The 26,334-nt window shown below is 65.9% G+C and carries 21 protein-coding genes; 14 read left to right on the forward strand and 7 right to left on the reverse strand.

Annotation, left to right across the window (positions count from 1 at the left end):
- Positions 1-16: 16 nt before the first annotated feature.
- From AC1DKR_RS03355 to metH, 3 genes are read left to right on the forward strand one after another with little or no spacing between them, the layout of a single operon-like run.
- A complete protein-coding gene (locus AC1DKR_RS03355) occupies positions 17-946 on the forward strand; it encodes an ArsR/SmtB family transcription factor (protein WP_312110045.1) in 930 nt (309 codons plus the stop codon).
- Between the two features lie 7 nt (positions 947-953).
- Complete coding sequence (locus AC1DKR_RS03360; protein ID WP_428705068.1) at positions 954-2,048, forward strand: homocysteine S-methyltransferase family protein; 1,095 nt, start codon at positions 954-956, stop codon at positions 2,046-2,048.
- A 54-nt stretch (positions 2,049-2,102) separates the two neighbouring features.
- Positions 2,103-4,787 (forward strand): methionine synthase, encoded by a 2,685-nt coding sequence (gene metH / locus AC1DKR_RS03365; protein WP_478031096.1) that lies wholly within the window; start codon positions 2,103-2,105, stop codon positions 4,785-4,787.
- A gap of 110 nt (positions 4,788-4,897) precedes the next feature.
- Here metH and AC1DKR_RS03370 read toward each other — a convergent pair whose 3' ends face one another.
- From AC1DKR_RS03370 to AC1DKR_RS03395, 6 genes are all read right to left on the reverse strand, one after another.
- The gene (locus AC1DKR_RS03370; protein WP_363732706.1) at positions 4,898-6,988 is read right to left on the reverse strand and encodes an acyltransferase family protein; all 2,091 of its coding nucleotides are present in this window, start codon (positions 6,986-6,988) and stop codon (positions 4,898-4,900) included.
- Positions 6,989-7,055: 67 nt separating this feature from the next.
- Positions 7,056-7,739: a DUF2058 domain-containing protein gene (locus AC1DKR_RS03375; protein ID WP_447945333.1), complete on the reverse strand. Its 684-nt coding sequence runs from the start codon at positions 7,737-7,739 to the stop codon at positions 7,056-7,058.
- Positions 7,740-7,749: 10 nt separating this feature from the next.
- Entirely contained in the window at positions 7,750-7,989 is a 240-nt protein-coding gene (locus AC1DKR_RS03380; RefSeq protein WP_025876828.1) for a SlyX family protein, read from the reverse strand.
- Entirely contained in the window at positions 7,982-9,331 is a 1,350-nt protein-coding gene (locus tag AC1DKR_RS03385) for a UDP-glucose dehydrogenase family protein (protein WP_478031098.1), read from the reverse strand. The genes AC1DKR_RS03380 and AC1DKR_RS03385 overlap by 8 nt, the downstream gene beginning before the upstream one ends.
- Before the next feature lie 23 nt (positions 9,332-9,354).
- A complete protein-coding gene (locus AC1DKR_RS03390; protein WP_223495665.1) occupies positions 9,355-10,332 on the reverse strand; it encodes an FKBP-type peptidyl-prolyl cis-trans isomerase N-terminal domain-containing protein in 978 nt (325 codons plus the stop codon).
- Positions 10,333-10,428: 96 nt separating this feature from the next.
- Positions 10,429-11,016, reverse strand: a complete 588-nt coding sequence (locus AC1DKR_RS03395; protein WP_312108552.1) for a glutathione peroxidase — start codon at positions 11,014-11,016, stop codon at positions 10,429-10,431.
- Positions 11,017-11,639: 623 nt separating this feature from the next.
- Here AC1DKR_RS03395 and AC1DKR_RS03400 point away from each other — a divergent pair.
- The 6 genes from AC1DKR_RS03400 (at position 11,640) to AC1DKR_RS03425 (ending at position 15,985) form a co-directional block, all read left to right on the forward strand.
- The gene (locus AC1DKR_RS03400; protein WP_012511573.1) at positions 11,640-11,999 is read left to right on the forward strand and encodes a GntR family transcriptional regulator; all 360 of its coding nucleotides are present in this window, start codon (positions 11,640-11,642) and stop codon (positions 11,997-11,999) included.
- Positions 11,999-12,889 (forward strand): ABC transporter ATP-binding protein, encoded by an 891-nt coding sequence (locus tag AC1DKR_RS03405; protein WP_025876817.1) that lies wholly within the window; start codon positions 11,999-12,001, stop codon positions 12,887-12,889. Before AC1DKR_RS03400 ends, AC1DKR_RS03405 begins: the two co-directional genes overlap by 1 nt.
- A complete protein-coding gene (locus AC1DKR_RS03410) occupies positions 12,886-13,911 on the forward strand; it encodes a hypothetical protein (protein WP_025876815.1) in 1,026 nt (341 codons plus the stop codon). Before AC1DKR_RS03405 ends, AC1DKR_RS03410 begins: the two co-directional genes overlap by 4 nt.
- 23 nt (positions 13,912-13,934) lie before the next feature.
- On the forward strand, positions 13,935-14,819 hold the full coding sequence (locus AC1DKR_RS03415; protein ID WP_312108555.1) for a GIN domain-containing protein: 885 nt from the start codon (positions 13,935-13,937) through the stop codon (positions 14,817-14,819).
- Between the two features lie 30 nt (positions 14,820-14,849).
- Positions 14,850-15,452, forward strand: a complete 603-nt coding sequence (locus AC1DKR_RS03420) for a DUF2884 family protein (protein ID WP_428705071.1) — start codon at positions 14,850-14,852, stop codon at positions 15,450-15,452.
- A gap of 107 nt (positions 15,453-15,559) precedes the next feature.
- Positions 15,560-15,985, forward strand: a complete 426-nt coding sequence (locus AC1DKR_RS03425) for a hypothetical protein (protein WP_032951937.1) — start codon at positions 15,560-15,562, stop codon at positions 15,983-15,985.
- A gap of 81 nt (positions 15,986-16,066) precedes the next feature.
- Here AC1DKR_RS03425 and AC1DKR_RS03430 read toward each other — a convergent pair whose 3' ends face one another.
- A complete protein-coding gene (locus AC1DKR_RS03430) occupies positions 16,067-17,506 on the reverse strand; it encodes a class II fumarate hydratase (RefSeq protein ID WP_478031100.1) in 1,440 nt (479 codons plus the stop codon).
- A gap of 236 nt (positions 17,507-17,742) precedes the next feature.
- Between AC1DKR_RS03430 and purB the strand changes: the two genes are divergently transcribed.
- The 5 genes from purB to sucB all read left to right on the forward strand — a co-directional run bounded on the left by purB (position 17,743) and on the right by sucB (position 26,333).
- Positions 17,743-19,110: an adenylosuccinate lyase gene (gene purB / locus AC1DKR_RS03435; protein ID WP_140225790.1), complete on the forward strand. Its 1,368-nt coding sequence runs from the start codon at positions 17,743-17,745 to the stop codon at positions 19,108-19,110.
- 662 nt (positions 19,111-19,772) lie between these two features.
- Entirely contained in the window at positions 19,773-21,170 is a 1,398-nt protein-coding gene (locus AC1DKR_RS03440; RefSeq protein WP_478031101.1) for a ribosomal protein uL16 3-hydroxylase, read from the forward strand.
- A 3-nt stretch (positions 21,171-21,173) separates the two neighbouring features.
- A complete protein-coding gene (locus AC1DKR_RS03445; protein WP_478031103.1) occupies positions 21,174-22,076 on the forward strand; it encodes a GNAT family N-acetyltransferase in 903 nt (300 codons plus the stop codon).
- Positions 22,077-22,262: 186 nt separating this feature from the next.
- Entirely contained in the window at positions 22,263-25,094 is a 2,832-nt protein-coding gene (locus tag AC1DKR_RS03450) for a 2-oxoglutarate dehydrogenase E1 component (RefSeq protein WP_478031105.1), read from the forward strand.
- Positions 25,095-25,133: 39 nt separating this feature from the next.
- A complete protein-coding gene (gene sucB, locus AC1DKR_RS03455; RefSeq protein ID WP_478031107.1) occupies positions 25,134-26,333 on the forward strand; it encodes a dihydrolipoyllysine-residue succinyltransferase in 1,200 nt (399 codons plus the stop codon).
- Position 26,334 lies beyond the last annotated feature (1 nt).

Raw genomic sequence — 26,334 nt, forward strand, 5'->3', positions numbered from 1 at the left:
CGATAGGTAGATATTTATGGATCTGGAAGACTGGTCGACCCGCCTGAAGGTGTTCGCCGATGCCACCCGCGTGCGCCTGTTGGCGCTGCTGGAGCAGGAAGAGCTGACCGTGGCCGAGCTTTCGGCCATCACCCGGCTGGCACAGCCGCGGGTATCGACTCATCTGGCGCGCCTGAAGGAAGCCGGCCTGGTGCGCGACCGCCGTGCGGGCGTGTCGGCCTATTACCGCTTCGACGAAGGTCAGCTGGACCCGGCGCAGCGTGCATTGTGGCATGCCCTGAGCAACGGAAGCGACGACCCGTTGCTGCGCCAGGATGCTGAACGGGTCGCTGCGGTGCTTGCCCACCGCGCTGCCGACCAGAACTGGGCCGACAGCGTGGCCGGTGACATGGAGCGCCACTATTCCCCGGGCCGCACCTGGGAAGCGCTGGCGCGCACCGCGCTACCATTGCTGGAAACCGGCGACGTGCTGGATATCGCCTCCGGCGACGGCGTGCTGGCCGAACTGGTCGCCCCGCATGCACGGCGCTACGTGTGCATCGACACCAGCGCACGCGTGGTGGCTGCCGCCAGCGAACGCCTGCGCCGCCTGCCGAACGTTGAAGTGCGAGAGGGTGACATGCATGCCCTGCCCTTCAAGGACCGCAGCTTCGACCTGGTCGTGCTGATGCACGCGCTCACTTACGCCAGCAAGCCGGCGCAGGCGGTCACCGAGGCCGCGCGCGTGCTGCGCCCGGGCGGTCGCCTGCTGCTGTGCAGCCTGGCCCGTCATGAGCACAAGGCCGCGGTCGATGCCTATGGCCACGTCAACCTCGGCTTCAGCGACAAGGAGCTGAAGAAGTTCGTCGACAAGGCAGGCCTGCAGGTATCCAACCTGGAAACGGTCACCCGCGAAAAGCGCCCGCCGCATTTCGAAGTGATTTCGCTGATCGCCAACAAGCCCTGAGGCCGACATGCCCGCCCTGCCCTGGTTGCACCCGGAACGCGTGGAATCGCTGCTCGCTGCCCTGCGTGATCGCATCCTGATCATCGACGGCGCGATGGGAACGATGATCCAGCGACACGGCCTGCAGGAAGACGATTACCGGGGCGAGCGCTTCGCCGGTGGTTACGACCACGCCCATGGCCCCGGCTGCGACCATGGCGGGACACCCGAAGGCCACGACCTGAAAGGCAACAACGATCTGTTGCTGCTGACCCGACCGGAAGTCATCGCAGGCATCCACACCGCCTACCTGGAAGCGGGCGCGGACCTGGTGGAAACCAACACCTTCAATGCCACCTCGGTCAGCCAGGCCGACTACCACCTCGAACATCTGGTGTACGAGCTGAACAAGGCGGGCGCTGCCGTTGCCCGTGCCTGTTGTGATGCGGTGGCGGCGACCACGCCGGGCAAGCCGCGCTTCGTCATCGGCGTGCTCGGCCCGACCAGCCGCACCGCCTCGATCAGCCCGGACGTCAATGATCCCGGCTTCCGCAACACCAGTTTCGATGAGCTGCGCGGTACCTACCGCGAAGCCATTGACGGGCTGATCGATGGCGGCGCCGACACGATCATGGTCGAGACCATCTTCGATACGCTCAACGCCAAGGCCGCACTGTATGCCATCGAGGAAGCCTTCGATGCACGTGGCGCGCGGCTGCCGATCATGATTTCCGGCACCATCACCGATGCCTCCGGGCGCACCCTGTCCGGGCAGACCGCCGAAGCGTTCCAAGCGTCGCTGGCGCATGCACGGCCGTTGTCGATCGGCCTGAACTGCGCGCTCGGCGCCGATGCCATGCGTCCGCACGTGGAAACCCTGTCGCAGGTGTCGGACTGCTACGTCAGTGCCCATCCCAACGCCGGCCTGCCCAACGCCTTCGGCGAGTACGACGAAACGCCCGAGGAGATGGCCGCCACCCTGCGTGGCTTTGCCGAAGATGGCCTGCTCAACCTGGTCGGCGGCTGCTGTGGCTCCACCCCGGACCACATCCGCGCGATCGCGCTGGCGGTGGCCGGGCTGCCGCCGCGCGCCCTGCCTGCCGCCCAGGTGCAGGCGGCATGAACACCTCCGCCCCATCCCGCACGCCCCCCTGTTGCCGCTGAGTTGCCGCCGATCATGACGCCTGTCCGCCCTACCCGCCTGTCCGGCCTGGAACCGCTGGTCATCACCCCGGACCTGCTGTTCGTCAATGTCGGCGAACGCACCAACGTCACCGGCAGCGCGCAGTTCCGCAAGCTGATCAAGGAAGGCCGTTACGAGGAAGCGGTGGATGTGGCCCGGCAGCAGGTGGCCAGCGGCGCACAGATCCTCGACGTCAACATGGACGAGGGCCTGATCGATTCGGAAGCGGCGATGACCCGCTACCTCAACCTGATCATGTCCGAGCCGGACATCGCGCGCATTCCGGTGATGGTCGACTCCTCCAAATGGAGTGTGATCGAGGCTGGCCTGAAGTGCCTGCAGGGCAAGAGCGTGGTCAATTCGATCTCGCTGAAGGAAGGCGAGGACGTGTTCCGCGAGCATGCGCGCAAGGTACTGCGCTACGGCGCGGCCGCAGTGGTGATGGCCTTCGATGAGAGCGGGCAGGCCGACACCTGCGCGCGCAAGGTTGAAATCTGCACCCGCGCCTATCGCCTGCTGGTCGATGAAATCGGCTTTCCGCCGCAGGACATCATCTTCGACCCGAACATCTTCGCCGTCGCCACCGGCATTGAAGAGCATGACAACTACGCGGTCGACTTCATCGAAGCCACCCGCATCATCAAGCAGACGCTGCCGCACTGCCATGTGTCCGGTGGCGTATCGAACGTTTCGTTCTCGTTCCGTGGCAACGAAACGGTACGCCAGGCCATCCACTCGGTGTTCCTGTACCACGCCATCGCCGCGGGCATGGACATGGGCATCGTCAATGCCGGCACCATGCCGATCTACGACGAACTGGAGCCGGACCTGCGCGAGCGGGTGGAGGACGTGATCCTCAACCGCCGCCGCGACGCTACCGAGCGCCTGCTTGAAATCGCCGAGCGCTACAAGGGCAGCAAGGGTGCGGCGAAGACCGAAGACCTGGCCTGGCGCGAGAAGCCGGTGGATGCACGGTTGGCGCATGCGCTGGTGCATGGCCTGGATGCCTGGGTCGAAGCCGATACCGAAGAAGCCCGGCAACGTTCCAGCCGCCCGCTGGACGTCATTGAAGGCCCGCTGATGGCCGGCATGAACGTGGTCGGCGACCTGTTCGGTGCCGGCAAGATGTTCCTTCCGCAGGTGGTGAAATCGGCACGGGTGATGAAGAAGGCAGTGGCCTACCTGCTGCCCTACATCGAAGCCGAAAAGGCCCGCAGCGGCGACACCGCCAAGAGCAACGGCAAGATCATCATGGCCACGGTGAAGGGCGATGTGCACGACATCGGCAAGAACATCGTCGGCGTGGTCCTGGCCTGCAACAACTTCGAGGTGATCGATCTGGGCGTGATGGTTCCGGCGCAGAAGATCCTCGATGCCGCCCGCGAGCACCACGCCGACATCATCGGCCTGTCCGGCCTGATCACACCGTCGCTGGAAGAAATGAGCCATGTCGCCCGTGAAATGCAGCGGCAGGGCTTCGATCTGCCGCTGATGATCGGCGGCGCGACCACCTCGCGTGCGCACACCGCGTTGAAGATCGACCCGCACTACAAAGCCCCGACGGTCTGGGTGAAGGACGCCTCGCGCGCCGTGGGTGTGGCGCAGTCGCTGATCTCGCGCGAGCTGCGGGATGCGTTCGTCGCCGCCAACGAGGCGGACTACGCCGAGATCCGCACACGCCACCGCAACCGCGGTGACGCCAAGCGCCTGGTCTCGCTGGAACATGCACGTGGCCAGAAGTTCCAGTGCGACTGGCAGGCGTACACGCCACCCGCACCGAAGCAGCCGGGCCTGCATGTATTCGATGACTACCCGCTGGCCGAGCTGGTGCCCTACATCGACTGGACGCCGTTCTTCCAGGCATGGGAACTGGCAGGCAAGTACCCGGCCATCCTCACCGATGAGATCGTCGGCACCCAGGCCAGCGAGCTTTACCAGGACGCGCGCGCGATGCTCGACCGCATCGTCAACGAGAAGTGGCTGCAGGCCAAGGCCGTGTTCGGCCTGTGGCCCGCCAACAGCATCGGCGACGACGTCCGTGTGCAGCATCCCGATGGCGAGGCCACCCTGCACTTCCTGCGGCAACAGGTGGACAAGCCTGCCGAACGCCCGGATTTCTGCCTTGCCGATTTCATTGCTCCAGCCGCCAGCGGCAAGCAGGACTGGATCGGGGCCTTCGCAGTCACCGCCGGCATCGGTATCGACGCGCACGTGGCCCGTTTCGAGGCCGACCACGACGACTACAACGCGATCCTGTTGAAGGCGCTCGCCGACCGCTTTGCCGAAGCCCTGGCCGAACGCCTGCACCAGCGCGTACGCACCGGGTTCTGGGGGTACGACCACACCGAAACGCTCGACAACGAAGCGCTCATCGACGAAAAGTACCGTGGCATCCGTCCCGCGCCCGGTTACCCCGCCTGTCCCGAGCACAGCGAAAAACGCCGGTTGTTCGACCTGCTGGACGCCGAAACCAACGCCGGCATGCAGCTCACCGAAAGCTTCGCGATGCTGCCGACCGCGGCGGTATCGGGCTACTACTTCAGCCACCCGCAGAGCCAGTATTTCGTGGTCGGCCGCCTCGGTCGTGAGCAGGTCACCGACTACGCACGCCGCAAGGGCGTGGACCGCGCCCAGGCCGAACGCTGGCTGGCGTCCAACCTGGACTACGATCCGGAATGATCGCCGCGCCTGGCAAGGATCAGGCGCCAGCGTCCACGACGAACCGATAGGCACCACAGGAAGCGGGCCAACCCGGACACTGCGACCCGTAACTGATCACGCGCCCCCGATCAGGGGGCGACCGCCGGTGCCGGCGACGACGCCTGCAGACGCTGCAGCTGATTCTGGAAATCAGGCAGCAGCAGACGGTTGCTGTATCCGCTGAGATGGTCGCCATCGAAGAACAGCGGCTTGCCGTCGCGGGTGGGAAGGCACTGCTCGCCCGGGCACAGCAACGGCATCGGATCCCATATGGATGCACCCGGCAGACCTGCGGCGACCTGCTGCAGGCCGGCCAGCACCGGCTCGCGCAACTGCTCGATCTCGCTGCGCGCAACCGTCATGCCGTTGGCACAGATCGGGTTGTGCCGGTTGAACACATCCGAGCAGCGGTACGGCGGTGCCGGCAGCACCGGCTTGGGTGCTTCCAGCACGATGCGCACGCCGCGTTCTGCCAGCGGTGTGAGCTGCTCGATCCAGTGCCCGATCTCGGCTTTGCGACCCGCGCTGGCCGTCTCGCTCAGATGCTCGGCACGCACCTGGGCAATGTCGAACAGCGCGTACGACTCAGACAGGCGTGGCAGGCGCAGCCCTGCCAGCAACACCACATCCCCCGGCTGCGCGCGTGCCTGGATATCTTCCAGCACGTTACGCGTATAGGCCTCGCAGGACGGATTGGGGCCCTGCCAGGCTCGTAACCCGACCAGCGCGCAGCCGCCACTGCTGTACAGGTGGATCGGCGCCCCATCGAGCACGGCAAGGCGCTGCAGCATCTCGTGGTAGGCCAGTGCATGCGAATCGCCGGCCACGAACAACTGGCGGGTGGAGGCAGTGCGTCCGGGGCACTCGCCGCGCTCGTAAAGGCGGGCCTGTCCGCCCAGTACCGGCACGTTGCTGACCCGCACGCGGCAGTCCGGGATTTCCTTCTTCAGCCCCTTGGCATACGGGTACCAGTCCAGCGAGGCACGGCTGACCACGCTGAGCGAGGTGTACCGCTGGGTCTTGGTCAGCGCCGACTGCAGGCCGGCACCGAGCACCAGTACGCCCAGCCCGACCACCACCCAGCGCGCGTTGTTGACGCGCCAGCGCGCACCATGCCGCAGGGGCTGTTCCACCCAGCGCCAGGACAGCCAGGACAACACTGCCACGCACAGTAGCGCGGCGCCGCCGGTGGCCACCGTCTCCAGGCCCACCGTCCAGCGGAACAGGACGAAGACCGGCCAGTGCCACAGGTACAGCGAGTAGGACAGCCGGCCGATCGTCACCATCGGTGTGGTCGCCAGCGTGCGCCCGATCCAGCCCCCGGGTGAGCGCTGCAGCAGGCCCAGCAATCCCAGCGTGCCCAATACCGGCCACAGCCCATCAATCCACGGCGAATGGCCCGGGCGCGCAGACCAGAGCCCATAGCCCAGTGCCACCACGCTCAGCAGCAGCAGAGGCGAGCGCCAACTGATACCCCGTGGCGGCACCGGCGGCGGCGTGAACCGGCCGCTCAGCGACAACAGCTGGAACAGCAGCACGCCAGCGCCAAGCTGCCAGAACCGCGTGGTGGTCAGGTAGAACGCATCGATCTCATGACCGCCCTGCCCCGCGCGGAACACCGCATACCCCAGCGATGCCACAGTTGCTGCGCCAAACAGCCCCACCGACAGCCAGCCGCCGCGCCGGCCTTTGGCCCAAGCAAGGAACAGCAGCGGGAACAGCAGGTAGAACTGCTCTTCGACACCCAGCGACCAGGTATGCGTGTAGGGATTGAACTCGGTGCGCGGCGAGAAATAGTCGTTGCCGGTGCTGGCCAGCACCCAGTTGCTCAACCCGAAGAACGCCATGCGGCCAGTCTTGTCACTGGTCTCGCTGAGCCAGGATTCGGGAATCAGCAACGCGCTGAACATCGCCGTCACCAGCAGGCACACCACCAGCGCCGGGGCGATGCGACGCATGCGGCGCGCATAGAAACGCGCCAACCCTGCCCAGCCTCCGATCGCCGGCAGACGATCCACCGAGGCACTGACCACGAAGCCGGAGATGACGAAGAACACGTCCACGCCGGTAAAGCCACCCGGCAGCCAGCTCGCCTTGAGGTGGTAGAGGATGACCGCCAGCACCGCGATCGCACGCAGGCCATCGATATGCGGGAAATACCCGGGACTGCGTTCCTGCATGGCCCTGCTCCTGACATGCAACGGGCGCCCTTCGGCGCCCAGTGCGTTCAACAATGGTCGCGCGGACTTACCAGACCAGGTCGTCGGGCACCTGGTACTGCGGGTCGGCGTAGGGATCGTCCTCGGCCGGCGCGTTCGGGTCGACCTTCAACGCCACCGACGCCGCAAACACCGCTTCAGACTGGGCCAGAACCTCGGCCGTCACCAGCAGGTAGCGACCGTTGAGCTGGACCACACCCAGTTCACCGGCGTTGAGTGCCTTGAGCTGCTCAGCGGTGACGTAGATGCGCTTGATCTTGCCGCCATACGGGAAGTGGCGTGCGATATCGGCCGCTTCAGCATTCAGGCCCTTGTCCTTCAGCAGTTCTTCCAGCTTCACCTTGGCCTCGCGGCGCTGGCGTGCTTCTTCCTGCTTCAGGCGCTCGGTCTCGATGCGCTCTTCCTTTTCGCGCTGGGCACGGATCGCGTAGGCCTTGGCCAGATCCATTTCCTCAGCGGTACGCGGCTTGCGCGGACCCTGCCCGTGGCCCTGGCCACGCTGCTGGCCGGGCTTGCCCGGAGCGCCGTTGCCATGCGCACGCCGCTCGCCAGGCTTGTGTTCGCCCCTGCCAGCCTGCTGCGGCTTTCCATTGCCAGCACCACCCTTGCCCTGCGGGCGGCCATCACGGCGGGGGGCATCATTCTTGCGCTCGGGCTTGGGCGCGGGCTTGAAGCCCAGGCCCATCAGCTGGTCGCGGAGGGTATCGCTCATAGGATATGGATCAGTAGTGCGGCGGCGGCGGTTCGCTCGCCGGATCAGAAGAATTCAATGCATTGCGGACCTTGCCCAGGTCTTCCAGCAGCACGCGCAGGATGCCGGCATTGCGGCTGCCTTCCATACGCGCGTCTGCAAGTGCATCGCTCAGTTCGGCCAGCGCGTGTTCCTGGAAGGACACGCGCATCTCCAGCTCGACCAGGCGCGCTTCCAGCGCCTGCTCGCGTTCGGTCGGTACTTCAGACATGCAGCGAACGCCCCCGGCCAATGCCGTAATACGCAAGGCCAGCGGCCTCGACTTCGGCCGGCTCGTACAGATTGCGGCCATCGAACACCACCGCATCCTTCAGCCGCTCGCGCAGCATCTGGAAATCGGGGCTGCGGAACTGCTTCCACTCGGTCACTACGACCAACGCATCGGCACCCTGCAGCGCGTCGTCGGCGCTGTCACACAACACCAGATCGTCGCGATCGCCGAAGATCCGCTGCGATTCATGCATCGCCTCCGGATCGTACGCGCGCACTGTCGCACCCCCTTCCCACAACTGGGCCAGCAGGCGACGGCTGGAGGCCTCGCGCATGTCGTCGGTATTGGGCTTGAACGCCAGGCCCCACACGGCAAACGTCCTGCCGCGCACGCCTTCGTCTTCACCCTTGTCGTAGTGGCGCTGGATCAGGGCAAACAGGTGCCCCTTCTGCGATTCATTGACCGCCTCCACCGCGTTCAGCAGCTTCGGCTCCAGGCCGGCCTGCTGCGCGGTGCGCGCCAGTGCCTGCACGTCCTTGGGGAAGCACGAACCGCCGTAACCGGCACCGGGATAGATGAAGTGCCAGCCAATACGCGGATCCGAACCGATGCCCTGGCGGACCTGCTCGACGTCGGCGCCCACGCGCTCGGCGATGTTGGCGATTTCATTCATGAACGAAATCTTGGTTGCCAGCATTGCATTGGCGGCGTACTTGGTCAGCTCGGCCGAACGCACATCCATCTCCACCACGCGGTCGTGGTTGCGATTGAACGGTGCGTACAGGCGACGCATCACGGCGACCGACTCGGCGCTGGTCGCACCGATGATGATGCGGTCAGGCCGCATGCAGTCGGCAACGGCGTCACCTTCCTTCAGGAATTCAGGGTTGGACACCACATCGAAGGCGATATCCGCTCCACGCGCTGCCAGCTCCTCGGCAATGGCCGCACGCACCTTGTCGGCGGTGCCTACCGGCACCGTCGACTTGTTGACCACCACGGTCGGCACCGAAATGTACCGACCGATGGTGCGGGCCACGGCCAGCACGTACTGCAGATCGGCGCTGCCATCCTCGTCCGGCGGCGTGCCCACGGCGATGAACACCACCTGGCCGTGGCCGATGGCGGTCGCCGCGTCGGTGGTGAACACCAACCGCGACGCGGCGTGGTTGGCCTTCACCATCGGCTCCAGGCCGGGCTCGTAGATCGGGATGATGCCCCGGTTGAGGCCATCCACCTTGGCCTGGTCGATATCGACGCAGACCACCTGGTGGCCAACATCGGCCAGGCAGGTGCCGGTCACCAGACCTACATAACCAGTACCAAAAATCGCAACGCGCATATCCGTGCTGACTCCGTGGTGGCTTACGGCAGAACGCCCAGCAACTCGACGTCGAAGGTCAGGGTGGAGTTCGGACCGATCGGACCACCCGGGGTGCCGTTCTCGCCGTATGCCAGTTCACCCGGGATCCAGAAGCGGTACTTCGAGCCGACCGGCATCAGGGCCACGCCCTCGGTCCAGCCCTTGATGACCTGGTCCAGACCGAATTCGGCCGGACCACGGCCTGCGGAACTGTCAAACACCGTGCCGTTGAGCAGCTTGCCTTCGTAGTTCACGCGCACCTTGCTGGACGGCAACGGACGCTCGCCGCTACCCGGGCGGATCACCTGGTACTGCAGGCCCGACGGAGTGGTCACCACGCCCGGCTGGGTCTTGTTCTTGGCCAGGAATGCGTTGCCTTCCTGACGGTTGGTCTGCGCAGCCTGTGCGGCCTTGGCCTGCATCTCGGCCTGCTTGGTGCCCATGAACGCCTGGATGGTGGCAGTGGCGTCAGCTTCGGTCATCTTCGGCTGACCCTTGCTCAGGCCGGTGTTGATCGCGTCAAACAGCGAGGCGGTATCGATATCGTCCTTCAGCTGTGCCAGCGACGGACCCACCGAATAGGCGCCAATCATCTGCGCGACCTTGACCCGGTCGACTTTCGCCGGCTGCGAGCCCGGCGCAACACCCGGCACCTGCTGGCCGCTGCGGGCCATCACTACCTGGCGCAGGGCGGCATCGGTCGCCTTGGCCTGTTCCTGGGTGATCTGCGGCTGCAGGCCTTCGAAGGAACGCTCCACGGCAGTGCGCAGCGCGGCCGCATCGATTTCATCGGCGATCGGCGCGAACGACTTGGCCACATCCAGACCAATGGCGTAGCCGAGCTTCTGCTTGGGGGAATTCAAGGGTGCGGTCTCCTTGGCGGCCGAGGGAGCGGCCGGTTGTTGCGACAGGGCGACACCGGAGGTGCCCATCGCCAGAATCAGAACCGACGCCGCGGCGCCGCGCATTCCCATTTTCATTCGCTGCATTCCTGGAAGTGACTGGACGCCGACGTCGGCGCGAAAACACGTATTGTCGCACGCATGCCGTCGATGTCGAGGCATCCGTGCCGGCGTTCAATGTACAGCTGGTGCTGCAAGCGCCTTGTCGATGGCTGCTTTCAGCTGCGGATCATCCGGAGTGACCTTGCTGGCGAACTGGGCAATGACCGTGCCATCGCGTCCGACCAGATACTTGTGGAAATTCCAGGCCGGCGCCACGCCGGTGGCGGCGGTCAATCGCTGATACAGCGGCGTGGCCTGCGCGCCGGTCACGTGTACCTTTTCGAACATCGGGAACTTCACGCCATAAGTAAGCGTGCAGAAATCCTGGATCTGCTTTTCATCACCAGGTTCCTGCCCCTTGAAATCGTTGGACGGGAAGCCGAGCACCGCAAACCCCTTGCCGGCGTACTGCTTCTGCAACGCTTCGAGGCCTTCGTACTGGGGGGTATAGCCGCACTTGCTGGCGGTATTGACCACGAGCAGCACTTGACCGTGGTAGCGCTGCTGCAGGTTGACCTGCTGCTTGCCCGCCAGCGGCCGATACGACAGATCCAGCAGATCGGCGGCAAACGCCCCGGCCGAAGTGGCCAGGCCAGTGGCCAGCAGGGTCAACAGGGACAGGCCGCGAAGGCGGCGCGAGGAGGCAGGCGACAAAGGCATGGGAGACGTTCCGCGGTAGCCGTTCCAGGGGTCCGGCCGTGACCGGCCGGGAATCGGCCGAACTATAGCACCGGGGTCTGCATGCCTCTGGAGCGCATGCGCTGTCGCGCTTTGCACGGCGTGGCGGAAGTGTCCTGCCGTGCGTCCCCGCCCGCTGCTGATGACATAGCATGGACATGGCTGAATGGGAGGCCGACAGAAAACGCGCCTCCGCGGTTTCATTTTTTCAATGCATATCAAGCGGTTGAACGAATATTGCAGCGCCATGACCACCCCTGCCATCAGTTGGGTGGGGGCAGGACTTGCACACAGGCGTGCCGGTGTTATAGTTGCATACAACACCAGTCACCTGAGACAGGGGGAACCATGAACAGCCGGATGCGTCGCAGCCTTGCCGCCCCCGCGGTCACCGCGGTATCAACCCTGTTCGTGCTGGTCTGGCTGGCCATGCCGGCACCGCCGGCCGCGTCCTCCCCCGCCCTCTCCGAAGACGGTACGCAGGACGCAGCAGCAACCACGGCAGGGAATGCCGCTCCCTCCCCCTCCCCCCCGCGTCGGCTGCACAGCTCCCTGTCCATGCCGTATTTCTCGTTCGCACAGCCGCTGACCCCACGGAGCTGAATATGAGCGACATCCAGTGGAGCGACGGCGCTCCCATCTACCGCCAGCTGAAGGAACGCGTGATCGCGATGATGCTTGACGGAATCCTCAAGCCGGGCGATGCCCTTCCTTCGGTGCGCCAGGTGGCCGCCGATTACCAGCTCAACCCCATCACCGTTTCGCGCGCCTACCAGGAGCTGGCCGATGAAGGCCTGGTCGAGAAGCGCCGCGGGCTGGGCATGTTCATGACCGAACAGGCGGCCACGCAGCTGCGCAGCAGCGAGCGCGAACGCTTCCTCAATGAAGAATGGCCGGCCGTACTGGAACGCATCCAGCGACTGGGCCTGAGTCTCGACGAATTGTTGCCCCAGGGGAAATTCTGATGAATGCCAGTCCCACTACCGCTGTGCCAAGCGACGCTGTCATTACCGCCCGTGGCCTTCGCAAGGCTTACAAGAACACGCTCGCGCTCGACAACGCCAGCTTCTCCATTCCGGCGGGCCGCATCATCGGCCTGATCGGCCCCAATGGTGCCGGCAAGACCACCGCGCTGAAGGCGGTGCTCGGCCTGACCTCGGTGGAAGGCGAGCTGAGCGTGCTCGGCCGTGACCCGCGCGTGCACCGCGACGATCTGATGAACGACATCTGCTTCATCGCCGATGTCGCCGTGCTGCCGCGCTGGCTGAAGGTGCGTGAGGCGATCGACTTCGTCGCCGGCGTGCACCCCCGCTTCGATCGCGCCCGTTGCGAACGCTTCCTGGCCAACACCAAGCTGCAGCCCAAGCAGCGCGTGCGTGAACTGTCCAAGGGCATGATCGTGCAGCTGCACCTGGCCCTGGTGATGGCCATCGACGCCAAGGTGCTGGTGCTGGACGAACCCACGCTCGGCCTGGACATCCTGTACCGCAAGGAGTTCTACCAGCGCCTGCTGGAAGACTACTTCGACGAGCAGAAGACGATCATCGTCACTACCCACCAGGTGGAAGAGATCGAACACATCCTCACCGACGTGATGTTCATCCGCGATGGTCGCATCGTGCTCAATGCGGAAATGGACGAGGTCGGCGAGCGCTATACCGAACTGCTGGTCGGTGCCGACCAGCTTGAAACCGCCCGCGCACTGAAGCCCATCGACGAGCGCAGCCAAGCCTTCGGCAAGACCGTCCTGCTGTTCGACGGGGTGCCACGCAGCCAGCTGGCCAGCCTGGGTGAAACCCGCAACGCCGGCCTTGCCGATCTGTTCGTCGCTGTCATGAAGGGGACCTACGCATGAATGCCGTCAACCATCCTGTCAGCCCCGCAGGCACCCTGCGCTGGCTGCTCAAGCGCGAATACTGGGAAAACCGCGGTGGTTTCCTGTACGCCCCCGTGATCGCCGGCATCGTCTCGCTGCTGATGAGCGGCATCGGCATCGGCCTGGGCCTGTTCGCCCTGCATCGTGCCGCCCGCGACGGCGGCCTGCACATCGACGGCGAGAGCGTGAACATCAACGGCCTGGATCTGGCCGTGCTGACCCGCGACATCAGCGCCAAGGACATGGCCGACCTGGGCAACGGCCTGGACCTGGCGATGGTATTGACCTCGTCCTGGCCACTGATCGTGCTTGCCTTTGTGGTGTTCTTCTATTGCCTGGGCGCCCTGTATGACGATCGCCGCGACCGCAGCATCCTGTTCTGGAAGTCGCTGCCGCTGTCGGACACCCAGACCGTACTGTCCAAGGTGCTCAGTGCACTGATCGTCGCACCGCTCATCGCCATCATCGCTTCCAGCCTGACCCTGCTCGTTTTCATGCTGATACTGTGCCTGGTGGTGGTCTCCCACGGCGGCGATGCGATGCAGCTGATCGTGGGACCTGCCAATCCGATGAGCCTGGTCATGGGCATGTTCGTGTCCATCCCGGTGTACGCCCTGTGGGCGCTGCCCACTGCGGGCTGGCTGCTGCTGTGCTCGGCCTGGGCACGGAGCAAGCCGTTCCTTTGGGCGGTGATGCTGCCGCTGTTCGCCGGCATCATCGTCAGCACCACCAAGCTGATGCACCTGTTCGACCTGACCACCGGCTGGTTCTGGCAACACATCGTCGGCCGTCTGCTGCTGGGTGCGATGCCGGGAATGGATCTGCTGTACCGCGCCGGTGGCGGCGAATCCAGGCAGGATCTGGACTCGATCGTGGCGCTGATGGCGCCCTCTGCCCAGCTCAAGTCGCTGGCGATGCCCGACCTGTGGATCGGCGCGGCCTTCGGCGTAGCCTTCATCTTCATTGCCATCCGCCTGCGCAAGCGCGCTGGCGAAATCTGATCGTCAACCTGGAGGCACCACCCATGCGTTCCTTGATTGCCTGTACTGCACTGTTGCTGTTGCCGCTGTCGGCGCTGGCCGCCGATGCACCGAACTGCAAATTCTCCGCGCCGCGCGCGTTGAAGATCGACGCGGCCGGTGCCAAAGCGGTGGTGTTCGAGATCAACCAGCATGACCTGAAGGTGGTTGCCAGCGCGGGTGGCGGCCAGCTCGAAGGCCGCGCCTGCGCGTCCAACAAGGACTGGCTGGACCAGCTGGTGCTGGACCAGCGCCGCGTGGGCGACAAGCTGGTGGTGAGCCTGCGCCGCGACAACCGCGACGCGCTGTCGATGGGCAACAGCTATGCCTGGCTGGACATCCGTGGCAGCGTGCCGGACAACCTGCCGCTGCAGTTCAAGATCGGCTCGGGCGATGGCAGCATCGAGAACGCACAGTCGCTGAGCATGGACGTGGGCTCCGGTGATGGCATCGCCCGCGGGACCCGTGGCAGCGTGCACGCCGCCGTGGGTTCGGGCGACCTGGACGTCGATGGTGCCGCATCGTTCAACCTGCTCTCGCTGGGTTCGGGCGACGTCAACGCCCGCAACATCGGCGGTGATGCCAGCGTCGGCACCGTCGGCTCCGGTGACCTGAAGGTGACCGACGTGCGTGGCAACGCACGGCTGGATACCGTCGGTTCGGGCGACATCGGCTTCAAGCAAGTGCAGGGCAACGTCGAGGTCGGCGTGGTCGGCTCCGGCAACGTCGATATCGAGCAGGTCGGCGGCAACGTCCGCGTGCGCAGCCACGGCTCGGGCGACATCGATGTCGACGGCGTGCGCGGCAACCTCACCGTCGAGCACAGCGGCAGCGGCGATGTCCAGCATCGCAACGTGTCCGGCACCATCACCCTGCCGCGCGGCAAGTAACGCCCAACCATCCGATACGAGGGGAATGCCATGAACCTGCTGCGCCTGCTGCCTGCTGCCCTGCTGTGCCTGCCGTTGATCGCCTGTGGCGACACGTCCAGCCCCGACAAGACCGCCGGCAAGGCGGTGGCCGAGACCGCGGGCGGCGTCGGCCAGACCGTCAAGGAAGCGATGGATGACGCCCGCAGGGAAATCGCCGAAGGCAACATCAAGATCTCGGCCGACAACCAGCCGCGCGCGGAGATCACCCCGCAGGGACAGCTGCTGATCGGTGGCAAGCAGGTGGCGCTGGACGATGGCCAGCGTCGCCAGCTGCTTGATTACCGCGGCCACGTGGTGGCGGTGGCGATGGACGGCATGGATGTCGGCCTGGCAGGCGCAAAGCTCGGCGCCAACGCCGCCGGTGAAGCACTGAAGGGCATCTTCAGCGGTGACAGCGAAGGCATCGAGAAACGGATCAACGCCGAGGCCGCCAAGATCGAGGCGCAGGCCAAGCGCATCTGCGACCGCATGCCGGCCATGCTGGCCAGCCAGCAGGCCCTGGCCGCCTCGCTGCCGGCGTTCAAGCCCTACGCCACGATGGACCAGAGCGATGTGGACGACTGCGGCAAGGACACCGTCGTCAACCGCTGACCCCTGTGACAGATCAGCGCACCCGGCCGGCCGCGCACCTGCGTTGCCGGCCGCTGCGCCCCGGCGGGCTTACAATGGCGGCCCCGGATGCACTTCATCGAACCGCCATGAAAAAGCTGTTTCTGCTGCTGGCCGCCCTGCTCTGCCTGGGCCTGGTCGGCTGTGACCAGGACTACCGCAACCACCGCGCCGAGCGTGGCAAACCCAAGATCTCGGTCAGCGAGAGCATCGTGACCGTTCGCCGCCAGCCGGCACCGAACATCATCATCCTGCCGGACGGGCAGATGAAGATCGACGAGATCCTGATCCCGCTCAACGCCGAACAGAAGCAGATGCTGCAGACGATGTTCGGCAAGCTGCAGGTGCTGCGCCAGAACACGCTGGTGGCCGCACCGGCCGACCCCAACATGCAGCCGGTGAAGATCGTGCCGCCGGAGGGCATGCAGGTGATTCCGCCGGACCTGGTGCAGACCATTCCCGAGTTCAAGGATTACACCGAGACTTTCGGCAACATCGTCGCCGACCGTCGCTGAAACGAACAACGCCGCCCTCCCGGGCGGCGTTCTTCCTTCTCGCCTGTGGTGGCTGCGGACCTCGGCCCGCACACCGCTCGATCAGCCGCCGGCACCACCGCCACCGGCCTGGATGCCACCGGCCGTCAACGCGGCCGGATCCAGCAGGCGGCGCAGCTCGGCTTCGGCCAGGCCGCTGTCTTCCAGCGCCACGTCCAGCACCGGGCGCTGCTCCTTGTAGGCGCGCTTGGCAATCGCTGCGGCCTTCTCGTAACCGATGATCGGGTTCAGCGCTGTCACCAGGATCGGATTGCGCGCCAGCGCCTCGGCCACACGGTCCTCGCGCACCTTCAGGCCGGCGATGGCGCTGTCGGCCAGCAGGGTCGACACATTGGCCAGCAGGCCGATGCCATCGAGCAGGTTCACCGCGATCAGCGGCAGCGTCACGTTGAGCTGGAAGTTGCCGGTCTGGCCGGCCACGGTGATCGCCGTGTGGTGGCCGATCACCTGCGCGCAGGCCATCACCGTCGCCTCCGGGATCACCGGATTGACCTTGCCCGGCATGATCGAAGACCCCGGCTGCAGTGCCGGCAGTTCGATCTCGCCCAGGCCCGCCAGCGGGCCGGCGTTCATCCAGCGCAGGTCGTTGGCGATCTTGATCAGGGCTACCGCCAGCGCATTGAGCTGGCCCGACAGTTCCACCGCATCGTCCTGCGCGGCCAGGCCTTCGAACTTGTTCTCGGCGCTGTCGAACTTGAAGCCGGTCTGCTGCTTCAGCGCCTTGGCAACCTGTGCACCAAAGCGCGGGTCGGCATTGATGCCGGTGCCGATGGCGGTACCGCCCAGCGGCAGGCGGCGCACGCGCTTGAGGCTGTCCTCGATGCGCTCCTGGGCCGAGGCCAGCTGCGCCGACCACGCACCGAATTCCTGTTCGAAGGTCAACGGCATCGCGTCCATCAGGTGGGTGCGGCCGGTCTTGACCACCTTGCGCAGGCTGCGGCCCTTCTTGTCCAGCGTCCTGCGCAGGTGCACCAGCGCCGGCAGCAGCTGCTCATGGGTGGCCAGCACGGCCGACACGCGCAGCGCCGTTGGAATCACGTCGTTGGAGCTCTGCCCCTGGTTGACGTGATCGTTCGGGTGCACCGTGGTCTTGTCGGCCTTGCCGGCGCGATTGGCCAGGGTGGCGATGACCTCGTTGGCATTCATGTTCGAGGACGTACCCGAGCCGGTCTGGTAGACGTCGATCGGGAACTGCGCGTCCCACGTGCCGTCCGCCACTTCAGCCGCGGCAGACTGGATGGCCTTGGCCACGGTCTTCGGCAGGTGGCCCAGCTCGGCGTTGACGCCGGCGGCGGCGCCCTTGACCAGGCCCAGCGCACGGATGAAACCGCGCGGCATGCGCTGGCCCGACACCGGGAAATTCTGTACAGCGCGCTGGGTCTGCGCGCCCCACAGGGCGTCGGCAGGCACCTGCAGCTCACCCATGCTGTCGTGCTCGATCCGGAATCCCTTGGGGGCACTCTTGCTTGCAGCTTTGCTCATTGCATCAACTCCGCACTACTTCAGTTGGGGAAAGGAAAGCGGCGGCTGGCAGGGTGTCGCTTCCCGGGCTGGCGGCTGCGACAACGATACTCCCTTGTCCGATGCTCGGTAGTGCTGGCCGCTGGCCGGCATCCCCGCGGGCCCCGCGATTCCATCGGTTGCCGGCCTGCGGCCGGCACTACCTCACCGGCACGTCGTAGAATATGGCCCCCGCCGCTCGTCCCAGCCCTGCCGACATGTCCGAATCCGCCCTGCTCGCCCTGTCCCCGCTCGATGGCCGCTATGCCGGCAAGGTCGACGCCCTGCGCCCGATCTTCTCCGAGTACGGCCTGATCAAGGCCCGTGTCACGGTCGAAGTGGAATGGCTGCTGGCCCTGGCCGCCGAGCCGGGCATCGTCGAGCTGGCCGCGTTCTCCGACGCTGCCATCGTCCGCCTGCGTGCACTGGCCAGCGGCTTCAGCCCGGCCCAGGCCGCGCGCGTGAAGGAGATCGAGCGCACCACCAACCATGACGTCAAGGCGGTGGAGTACTTCATCAAGGAACAGCTGAAGGACGATGCCGAGCTGGCGCCGGCGCTGGAGTTCGTGCATTTCGCCTGCACCAGCGAAGACATCAACAACCTCAGCTACGGCCTGATGCTGGAACAGGCCCGTCGCGAGGTGCTGCTGCCGACCCTGGACGGCATCGCCACTGCACTGCGCACGCTGGCCCATGCCCAGGCCGGCCAGCCGATGCTGTCGCGCACCCACGGCCAGACCGCCTCGCCGACCACGCTGGGCAAGGAGCTGGCCAACGTGGTCGCCCGCCTGGAGCGCCAGCGCCGGCAGATCGCTGCGGTTGAACTGACCGGCAAGATCAACGGCGCCGTCGGCAACTACAACGCGCACATCGCCAGCTACCCGGATGTGGACTGGCCGGCCTTCGCCGAGCGCTTCGTGACCGGGCTGGGCCTGGTGTTCAACCCGTACACCACCCAGATCGAGCCGCACGACAACATCGCCGAGATCGGTGATGCCGCCCGCCGCGCCAACATCATCCTGATCGACCTGGCCCGCGACATCTGGGGCTACGTCTCGCTGGGCTATTTCAAGCAGCGCCTGAAGGAAGGCGAAGTCGGTTCGTCGACGATGCCGCACAAGGTCAACCCGATCGATTTCGAGAACGCCGAAGGCAACTTCGGCATTGCCAACGCGCTGTTCGAGCATTTCAGCGCGAAGTTGCCGATCAGCCGCTGGCAGCGCGACCTGACCGATTCCACCGTGCTGCGCGCGCTGGGCACCGCGTTCGGTCACAGCCAGGTGGCGCTGGATTCGCTGGCCAAGGGCCTGGGCAAGCTGGAAGTGAACCCGCAGCGCCTGGACGCCGATCTGGATGCGGCGTGGGAAGTGCTGGCCGAGGCCGTGCAGACGGTGATGCGCCGCCATGGGCTGCCGAACCCGTACGAGCAGCTGAAGGCGCTCACCCGTGGCCAGGGCATCACGGCCGAGTCGATGCGCACCTTCGTGCAGGGGCTGGAGCTGCCGGCCGATGCCAAGCAGCGTCTGCTGGAGATGACCCCGGGCAGCTACACCGGCCTGGCCGAGTCGCTGGCGAAGAAGATTTAAGGGTTTTCCTTGCGGCGGCGGCCGCGGGCGCTGCCTGCGGCAGGCAACAGCAACGGCAACAGCAACGTCAAAAGCGGCTCTGGATTACTGCTAGCTGGGCGGGTCGGGATGGGCCAGCGGGACACGCCGTGAACCCATCCATGGGGGCTCGATGGCGCCATCCATGGCGCCAACGGTCCCGCTGGCCCATCCCGCCCCACCTCTGACAGATTCCCGGTGACGGATCGAAGAGCGTTGGGTTGTCGGGACGGAATTTTGAAAGAGGGACGCGGCTTCGCCGCGTCCCTCTTTGTTTATGGCGCAGGCAGGGCGAAGCAAGCGCAGCGCGCGACCTGCTGTTGCCTTTGATTTTCTTCTTCCATTCCGTGGCGGACCCCGCAGGAAACTGTCAGGGGCCGGGCGGGTGGGCTGCGCGGGGGTGTCCGCGGCATGGATGCCGCGGCCAAGCCCCCAGGGACGGGTTCACGGCGTCCCCCGCGCAGCCCACCCGCCCGGCCAAGCGCGGCTTTTGCTTTGAACTCGACCGCCACGAGGGGCTCAGCCGTTGGCCGGACCCCGCGACAAACCAGCACACGTGCGCAATCCCATCGAACGTCGGACAATGGAGCCCTTGGCGGCCCGCCACGCCGCCCCTCCCGCTTTCCGCTGCAAGGAACTCCCCCATGGCCGCCCGCAAGTCCTCCTCCCCCCTGATCGAAGTCACCGCCCGCCGCGGCCAGCCGCTGGGCATGGCACCGGCCACCTTCCTGCGTGACTTCTGGCAGAAACGCCCGCTGCTGATCCGCAATGCCTTCCCGGATTTCCAGACCCCGGTGCAGCCGGAAGACTTGGCCGGCCTGGCCTGCGAAGAGGGCGTGCTGGCCCGCCTGATCGAGCACGACAAGGCCCAGGACAGCTGGCGCGTGCGCAGCGGCCCGTTCCAGGAAGACATCTTCCCCGCCCTGCCCGACCACGACTGGACCCTGCTGGTGCAGGACGTGGACAAATGGGACAAGGACGTGCGCGCCCTGATCGAACACTTCAGCTTCCTGCCGCGCTGGCGCATGGACGATGTGATGATCAGCTTCGCCGCTACCGGTGGCTCGGTCGGTGCCCATGTCGACCAGTACGACGTGTTCCTGCTGCAGGCCCACGGCCACCGCCGCTGGCAGATCGATGCCAGTGAATCGATCAAGGGCAAGCGCCCGCCGCTGGGCTTCCGCCCCGACGTGGAACTGAAGCTGCTGGAAGTATTCAAGCCGACCCACGACTGGGTGCTGGCGCCGGGCGACATGCTGTACCTGCCGCCGAACGTGCCGCATCACGGCGTTGCCGAAGACCCGTGCCTGACGTTCTCGTTCGGCATGCGCGCACCGTCCTCGGCCGAGCTGATCAGCGACTACCTGGACACGTTGATCGCCGACGCCGACGAGAACATCCGCTACCAGGACGCCGACCTGAAGGCGCCGGCCGACCCGAACGAGATCGACACCGTGGCAATGGCGCGGGTGATCACCGCGCTCAACGCCATCCGCATGAACGATCCGGACAAGCTGGGTGACTGGTTCGGCCGCTTCATCACCACCTACCGCGCCGCCGGCGAGGTGATGGCCCACCAGGCCGCGCCGCCGCAGGAAGAAGTGCTGGAGGCCCTGCAGTCGGGCCTGCTGCTGCAGCGTCACCCATGGGCGCGCCTGGCCTGGCGCCGGGCCAAGCGCGGCGCCAGCCTGTATGTCAGCGGCCAGGATTTCGCCCTGCCGATCAAGGACGCACAACGCCTGGCAGGTGCCGAGCAGCTCGACGCCGCTGCCTACCGCGGCCTGTCCGACAAGGGCCGTGCGGTGGTCCAGCAGTTGCTGGTCGGCGGTGTGTTCCAGCTGATCGATCCGAACGAGGTGTATGCCGACGAGGAGGAAGAGGTGCTGGGTGAGGTGATCGAGGGTCGTGAGCAGGTCGAGGTCATCGACGCTGACGCCATGTCCGATGACGTCCATCTGGTGACCGTGCACGACGACGGCATTGAAGTGATCGTCAACTTCGACGACCACGACGAAGACGACAGCACCCCCAGCCGCGGCTGAGCCATGAGCCCGCTCCGGGTCCAGCAGGTACGCCATGCCGAGGCGCACGCCGCCATCCACGACGTGCGCCAGCGGGTGTTCGTGCAGGAACAGGGCATCGACGCCGCCCTGGAGCGCGATGCCCTGGACCCGATCTGTGCCCACGTGCTGGCGCTGGATGCCGACGGGCATCCGGTCGGCACCGGGCGGCTGGCGCCGGATGGCCGCATCGGCCGCATGGCGGTGCTGGCGGCGTATCGCGGCCACGGCATTGGCGAGTCCCTGCTTGAGGCACTGGTGCAGGCCGGGCACCAGCTCGGCCTGGCCGAGCTGCACCTGCATGCGCAGCTGCCGGCACGCGACTTCTACGCCCGCCAGGGCTTCCTTCCGGAAGGCCCCGAATTCGAAGAAGCCGGCATTGGCCACCAGCAGATGCTGCGCCGGCTGCAGGCCGTTTCCGCCATCGACAGCCGCGCTGAAGCGGTGGCGATCACCACGGCGATCATCCACCGCGCCCGCCGTCGATTGTGGCTGCACAGCCGGCAGCTGGACCCCGGCCTGCTGGACGCGCCACCGGTACAGGCAGCCCTGCGCCGCTTCGTCACCGCCCGCCACGACAAGCAGCTGCGGGTGATCGTGCATGACGCCGCAGCCATCGCCAGTGCCGGTGCGCCACTGCTGGCGCTGTTCCAGCGCCTGCCCAGTGTGATCCAGTTCCGCGAGGTCGCAGACCCCATCGATCGCGCCCTGGCCTCGGCCTGCCTGCTCAACGATGCAGGCGACTTCTACTTTCGTCTCATCGGCCATCGCCTCGACGGCGAATCGGCAATCGCGCTGCCGGCACGTTCGCAGCCGTTCGAGCAGCAATTGCAGCGTGTCTGGGACCGTTCGCGCGAATGCAGCGAATTGCGCGCACTCGGCATCTGACCGCGACCGGTGCGCTCAACCTGTCTGGGACCGACACCGGGGGACGCCCGATGCCCTCGTCGCTGCCCCTTCGTGTCCGGATGGGGGTACAATTTGGCCGTTTGAACGCGCCCGTGCATGGCTATTCATCTTCGTGCCGGGTCCTTCTGAAGCCATACCCCACAAAGCGAATCAGCACCCTCCATCGTGGACAATCAACTGAAGCAGTTTGCGCAATCTTCGCAACTCGCCGGCGGCAACGCCTCCTATGTCGAGGACCTGTACGAGCAGTACCTGGTCTCCCCGGATAGTGTCGATCCCAAATGGAAAACCTACTTTGACGGCTTCAAGGGCCGCGAAGCAGGCGACATTCCGCACTCGGCCGTCATTTCCCACATCGCGGACGCGGCCAAGGATGCGCTGAAAGCAGGCACCGGCACCGGTGCAGGCGATGAGCGCGAGCGCAATGTCGGTCGCCTGATCACCGCCTACCGTTCGCGTGGTCATCTGGACGCCCGCCTGGACCCGCTGGGCCTGGCAGCTCCGGTCAACACCCCGGACCTCGGCCTGCCCTTCCACAACCTGTCCGATGCCGACCTCAACAGCGAGTTCAGCACCGGCGGCGTGGGCGGCCAGCCGCGCATGAAGCTGCGTGACCTGCTGGCGCGCCTGAAGGCGACCTACACCGGTTCGATCGGTGCGGAGTTCATGCACATCTCCGAGGTCGAGCAGCGCCAGTGGATCTACAAGCAGCTGGAACTGGCCGGTGGCAACTACCAGCTGGACGCTGACACCCAGCGCCGCACGCTGGAGCGCCTGACCGCCGCCGAAGGCCTCGAGCGCTACCTGCACACCAAGTACGTCGGCCAGAAGCGCTTCTCGCTGGAAGGCGGCGACTCGCTGATCCCGATGATGGACACCATCATCCGCAGCGCCGGCAAGGACGGCGTCAAGGACGTGGTGGTCGGCATGGCCCATCGTGGCCGCCTGAACGTGCTGGTCAACACCCTCGGCAAGAACCCGCGCAAGCTGTTCGACGAATTCGAAGGCAAGTTCGAGCACGACGAGCACGCCTCGGCCGGCGATGTGAAGTACCACATGGGCTTCTCCGCCGACGTGGCCACCGAGGGTGGCCCGGTGCATCTGGCCCTGGCATTCAACCCGTCGCACCTGGAAATCGCCGATCCGGTGGTTGCCGGCTCGGTGCGTTCGCGCCAGGAACGCCGCAAGGACACCGCACGCAAGCAGGTGATGCCGATCCTGATCCACGGCGACGCGGCCTTCTCCGGCCAGGGCGTGGTCATGGAGCTGTTCCAGATGTCACAGGCCCGCGGCTTCGCCGTTGGCGGCACCGTGCACATCGTGGTCAACAACCAGGTCGGCTTCACCACCTCCAATCCGCAGGACACGCGCTCCACGCGCTATGCCACCGACGTGGCGAAGATGATCGCCGCCCCGGTGCTGCACGTGAACGGCGATGATCCCGAAGCGGTGGTGTTCGCCGCGCAGCTGGCCTTCGAGTTCCGCCAGAAGTTCGCCAAGGACGTGGTCATCGACCTGATGTGCTACCGCCGTTGGGGCCACAACGAGGCCGACGAGCCGGCGATCACCCAGCCGCTGATGTACCAGGTGATCCGCAAGCACGCCACCACCCGCGAGATGTATGCCGAGCAGCTGGAAAAGGCAGGCGTGATCGCCGCCGGCGCCGGCAAGGCGATGGTCGACGCGTACCGCGAGAAGCTCGATGCAGGTGAAGTGACCACGGAGCTGGCCAAGGTCGAAAAGACCCCGCCGACCAGCCCGCTGTTCGTTGATTGGCCGAAGCTGCTGGAAGGCAAGCTGTCCGATCCGGTGTCGACGAAGGTCGACAAGGACAAGCTGGTCGCGCTGGCCAAGCTGATCAACACCGTGCCCGAAGAAGTGCAGCTGCACTCGCGCGTGTCCAAGGTGTACGACGACCGCCGCAAGATGGCTGCCGGCGAGATCCCGGGCGACTGGGGCTTTGCCGAGAACCTGGCCTACGCCACCCTGCTGGACGAAGGCAGTGCGCTGCGCCTGGTCGGCCAGGACGTCGGCCGCGGTACGTTCACCCACCGCCACGCGATCCTGCACGACCAGAAGACCGACAACTACTACCTGCCGCTGCGGCAGCTGGTGGATTCGCCGGAGAAGGCCACCATCATCGATTCGCTGCTCAGCGAAGAAGCGGTGATGGCCTACGAGTACGGTTTCTCGACCACCGATCCGAACACCCTGTGCATCTGGGAAGGCCAGTTCGGCGACTTCGCCAACGGCGCCCAGGTGGTGATCGATCAGTTCATCGCTGCCGGCGAAGCAAAGTGGGGCCGCATTTCCGGCCTGACCCTGCTGCTGCCGCACGGTTATGAAGGTCAGGGCCCGGAACACAGCTCGGCGCGCCTGGAGCGCTTCCTGCAGCTGTGCGCGCTGGAGAACATGCTGGTGGTGGTGCCGTCGACCCCGGCGCAGGCCTTCCACATGCTGCGTCGCCAGCAGCACCTGACCACCCGCAAGCCGCTGGTGGTGATGTCGCCCAAGTCGCTGCTGCGCCACAAGCTGGCCGTGTCGACCCTGGACGAGCTGGCCAATGGCGAGTTCCAGCACCTGATCGGCGATGCCAATGCAGATGCCAAGAAGGTCAAGCGCGTGGTGCTGTGCTCGGGCAAGGTCTACTACGACCTGCTGGAAGACCAGACCAAGCGTGGCCAGGACGACGTGGCGATCATCCGCGTGGAGCAGCTGTATCCGTTCCCGCGTGCGTTGCTGGCTGCCGAACTGAAGAAGTACGGCAAGGCCACCGACGTGGTGTGGACGCAGGAAGAACCGCAGAACCAGGGGGCGTGGTACCAGATCCGCCACCACCTGCAGTTCTGCCTGGCCGATGGCCAGAGCCTGCACTACGCCGGTCGCGCACGTTCGGCTTCGCCGGCTGCCGGTCACATGGCTGACCACGTCCGCGAACAGCAGCAGCTGGTCGCCGATGCACTGGTCAACCCGTTCAACGACTCGTTCGCTGAATAACTCTCCCCCTATTTAGAAGACAAACCAGGAAGCTCCCGCATGGCCACCGAAGTCAAAGCCCCGGTACTGCCCGAATCCGTCGCCGACGGCACCATCGCCACCTGGCACAAGAAGGTGGGCGACGCCGTCAAGCGCGACGAAAACCTGCTTGACCTGGAAACCGACAAGGTCGTCCTGGAAGTGCCGTCGCCGGTCGATGGCGTGATCAAGGAAATCAAGTTCGCCGAAGGCGCGACCGTGACCTCCAGCCAGGTCGTGGCGATCATCGAAGAAGGCGCCGTGGCCGCTGCACCGGCCCCGGCTGCCGAAGAGAAGAAGGCTGAGGCCGCTCCGGCCGCTGCTGCTCCGGCCGCGGCCGCTGCTCCGGCCCCGGCTGCCAAGTCGGCTGCCGACGCGCTGCCGCCGGGCGCCCGCTTCAGCGCCATCACCGAAGGCGTGAACCCGGCCGACGTCGACGGCACCGGCCGTCGTGGCGCCGTCACCAAGGAAGACATCGTCAACTTCGCCCGCAACGGTGGCGCCGGCAAGGCCGGTGGCGCACGTCCGGAAGAACGCGTGCCGATGACCCGCATCCGCAAGCGCATCGCCGAGCGCCTGATGGAGTCGAAGAACTCCACCGCCATGCTGACCACCTTCAACGAAGTCGACCTGTCCAAGGTGTCGGCGGCGCGCAAGGAACTGCAGGACGAGTTCGTCAAGGCCCACGGCATCAAGCTCGGCTTCATGAGCTTCTTCGTGAAGGCCGCCGCCAACGCGCTGCAGCGCTTCCCGCTGGTCAATGCCTCCATCGACGGCGACGACATCATCTACCACGGCTACTCGGACATCTCGATCGCCGTGTCGACCGAGAAGGGCCTGGTCACGCCGGTGCTGCGCAACGTCGAGCGCATGTCGTTCGCCGACATCGAAAAGACCATCGCCGACTACGCCAAGAAGGCTCGTGACGGCAAGCTGAGCCTGGAAGAACTGCAGGGCGGCACCTTCACCGTGACCAACGGCGGCACCTTCGGTTCACTGCTGTCGACCCCGATCATCAACCCGCCGCAGAGCGCCATCCTGGGCATGCACGCCATCAAGGAGCGTCCGATCGCCCAGAACGGCCAGGTCGTGATCGCGCCGATGATGTACCTGGCGCTGTCCTACGATCACCGCATCATCGACGGCAAGGACTCGGTGCAGTTCCTGGTGGACATCAAGAACCAGCTGGAAAACCCGGGCCGCATGCTGTTCGGCCTGTAAG

The sequence above is a fragment of the Stenotrophomonas sp. 01N47 genome (assembly GCF_056399165.1).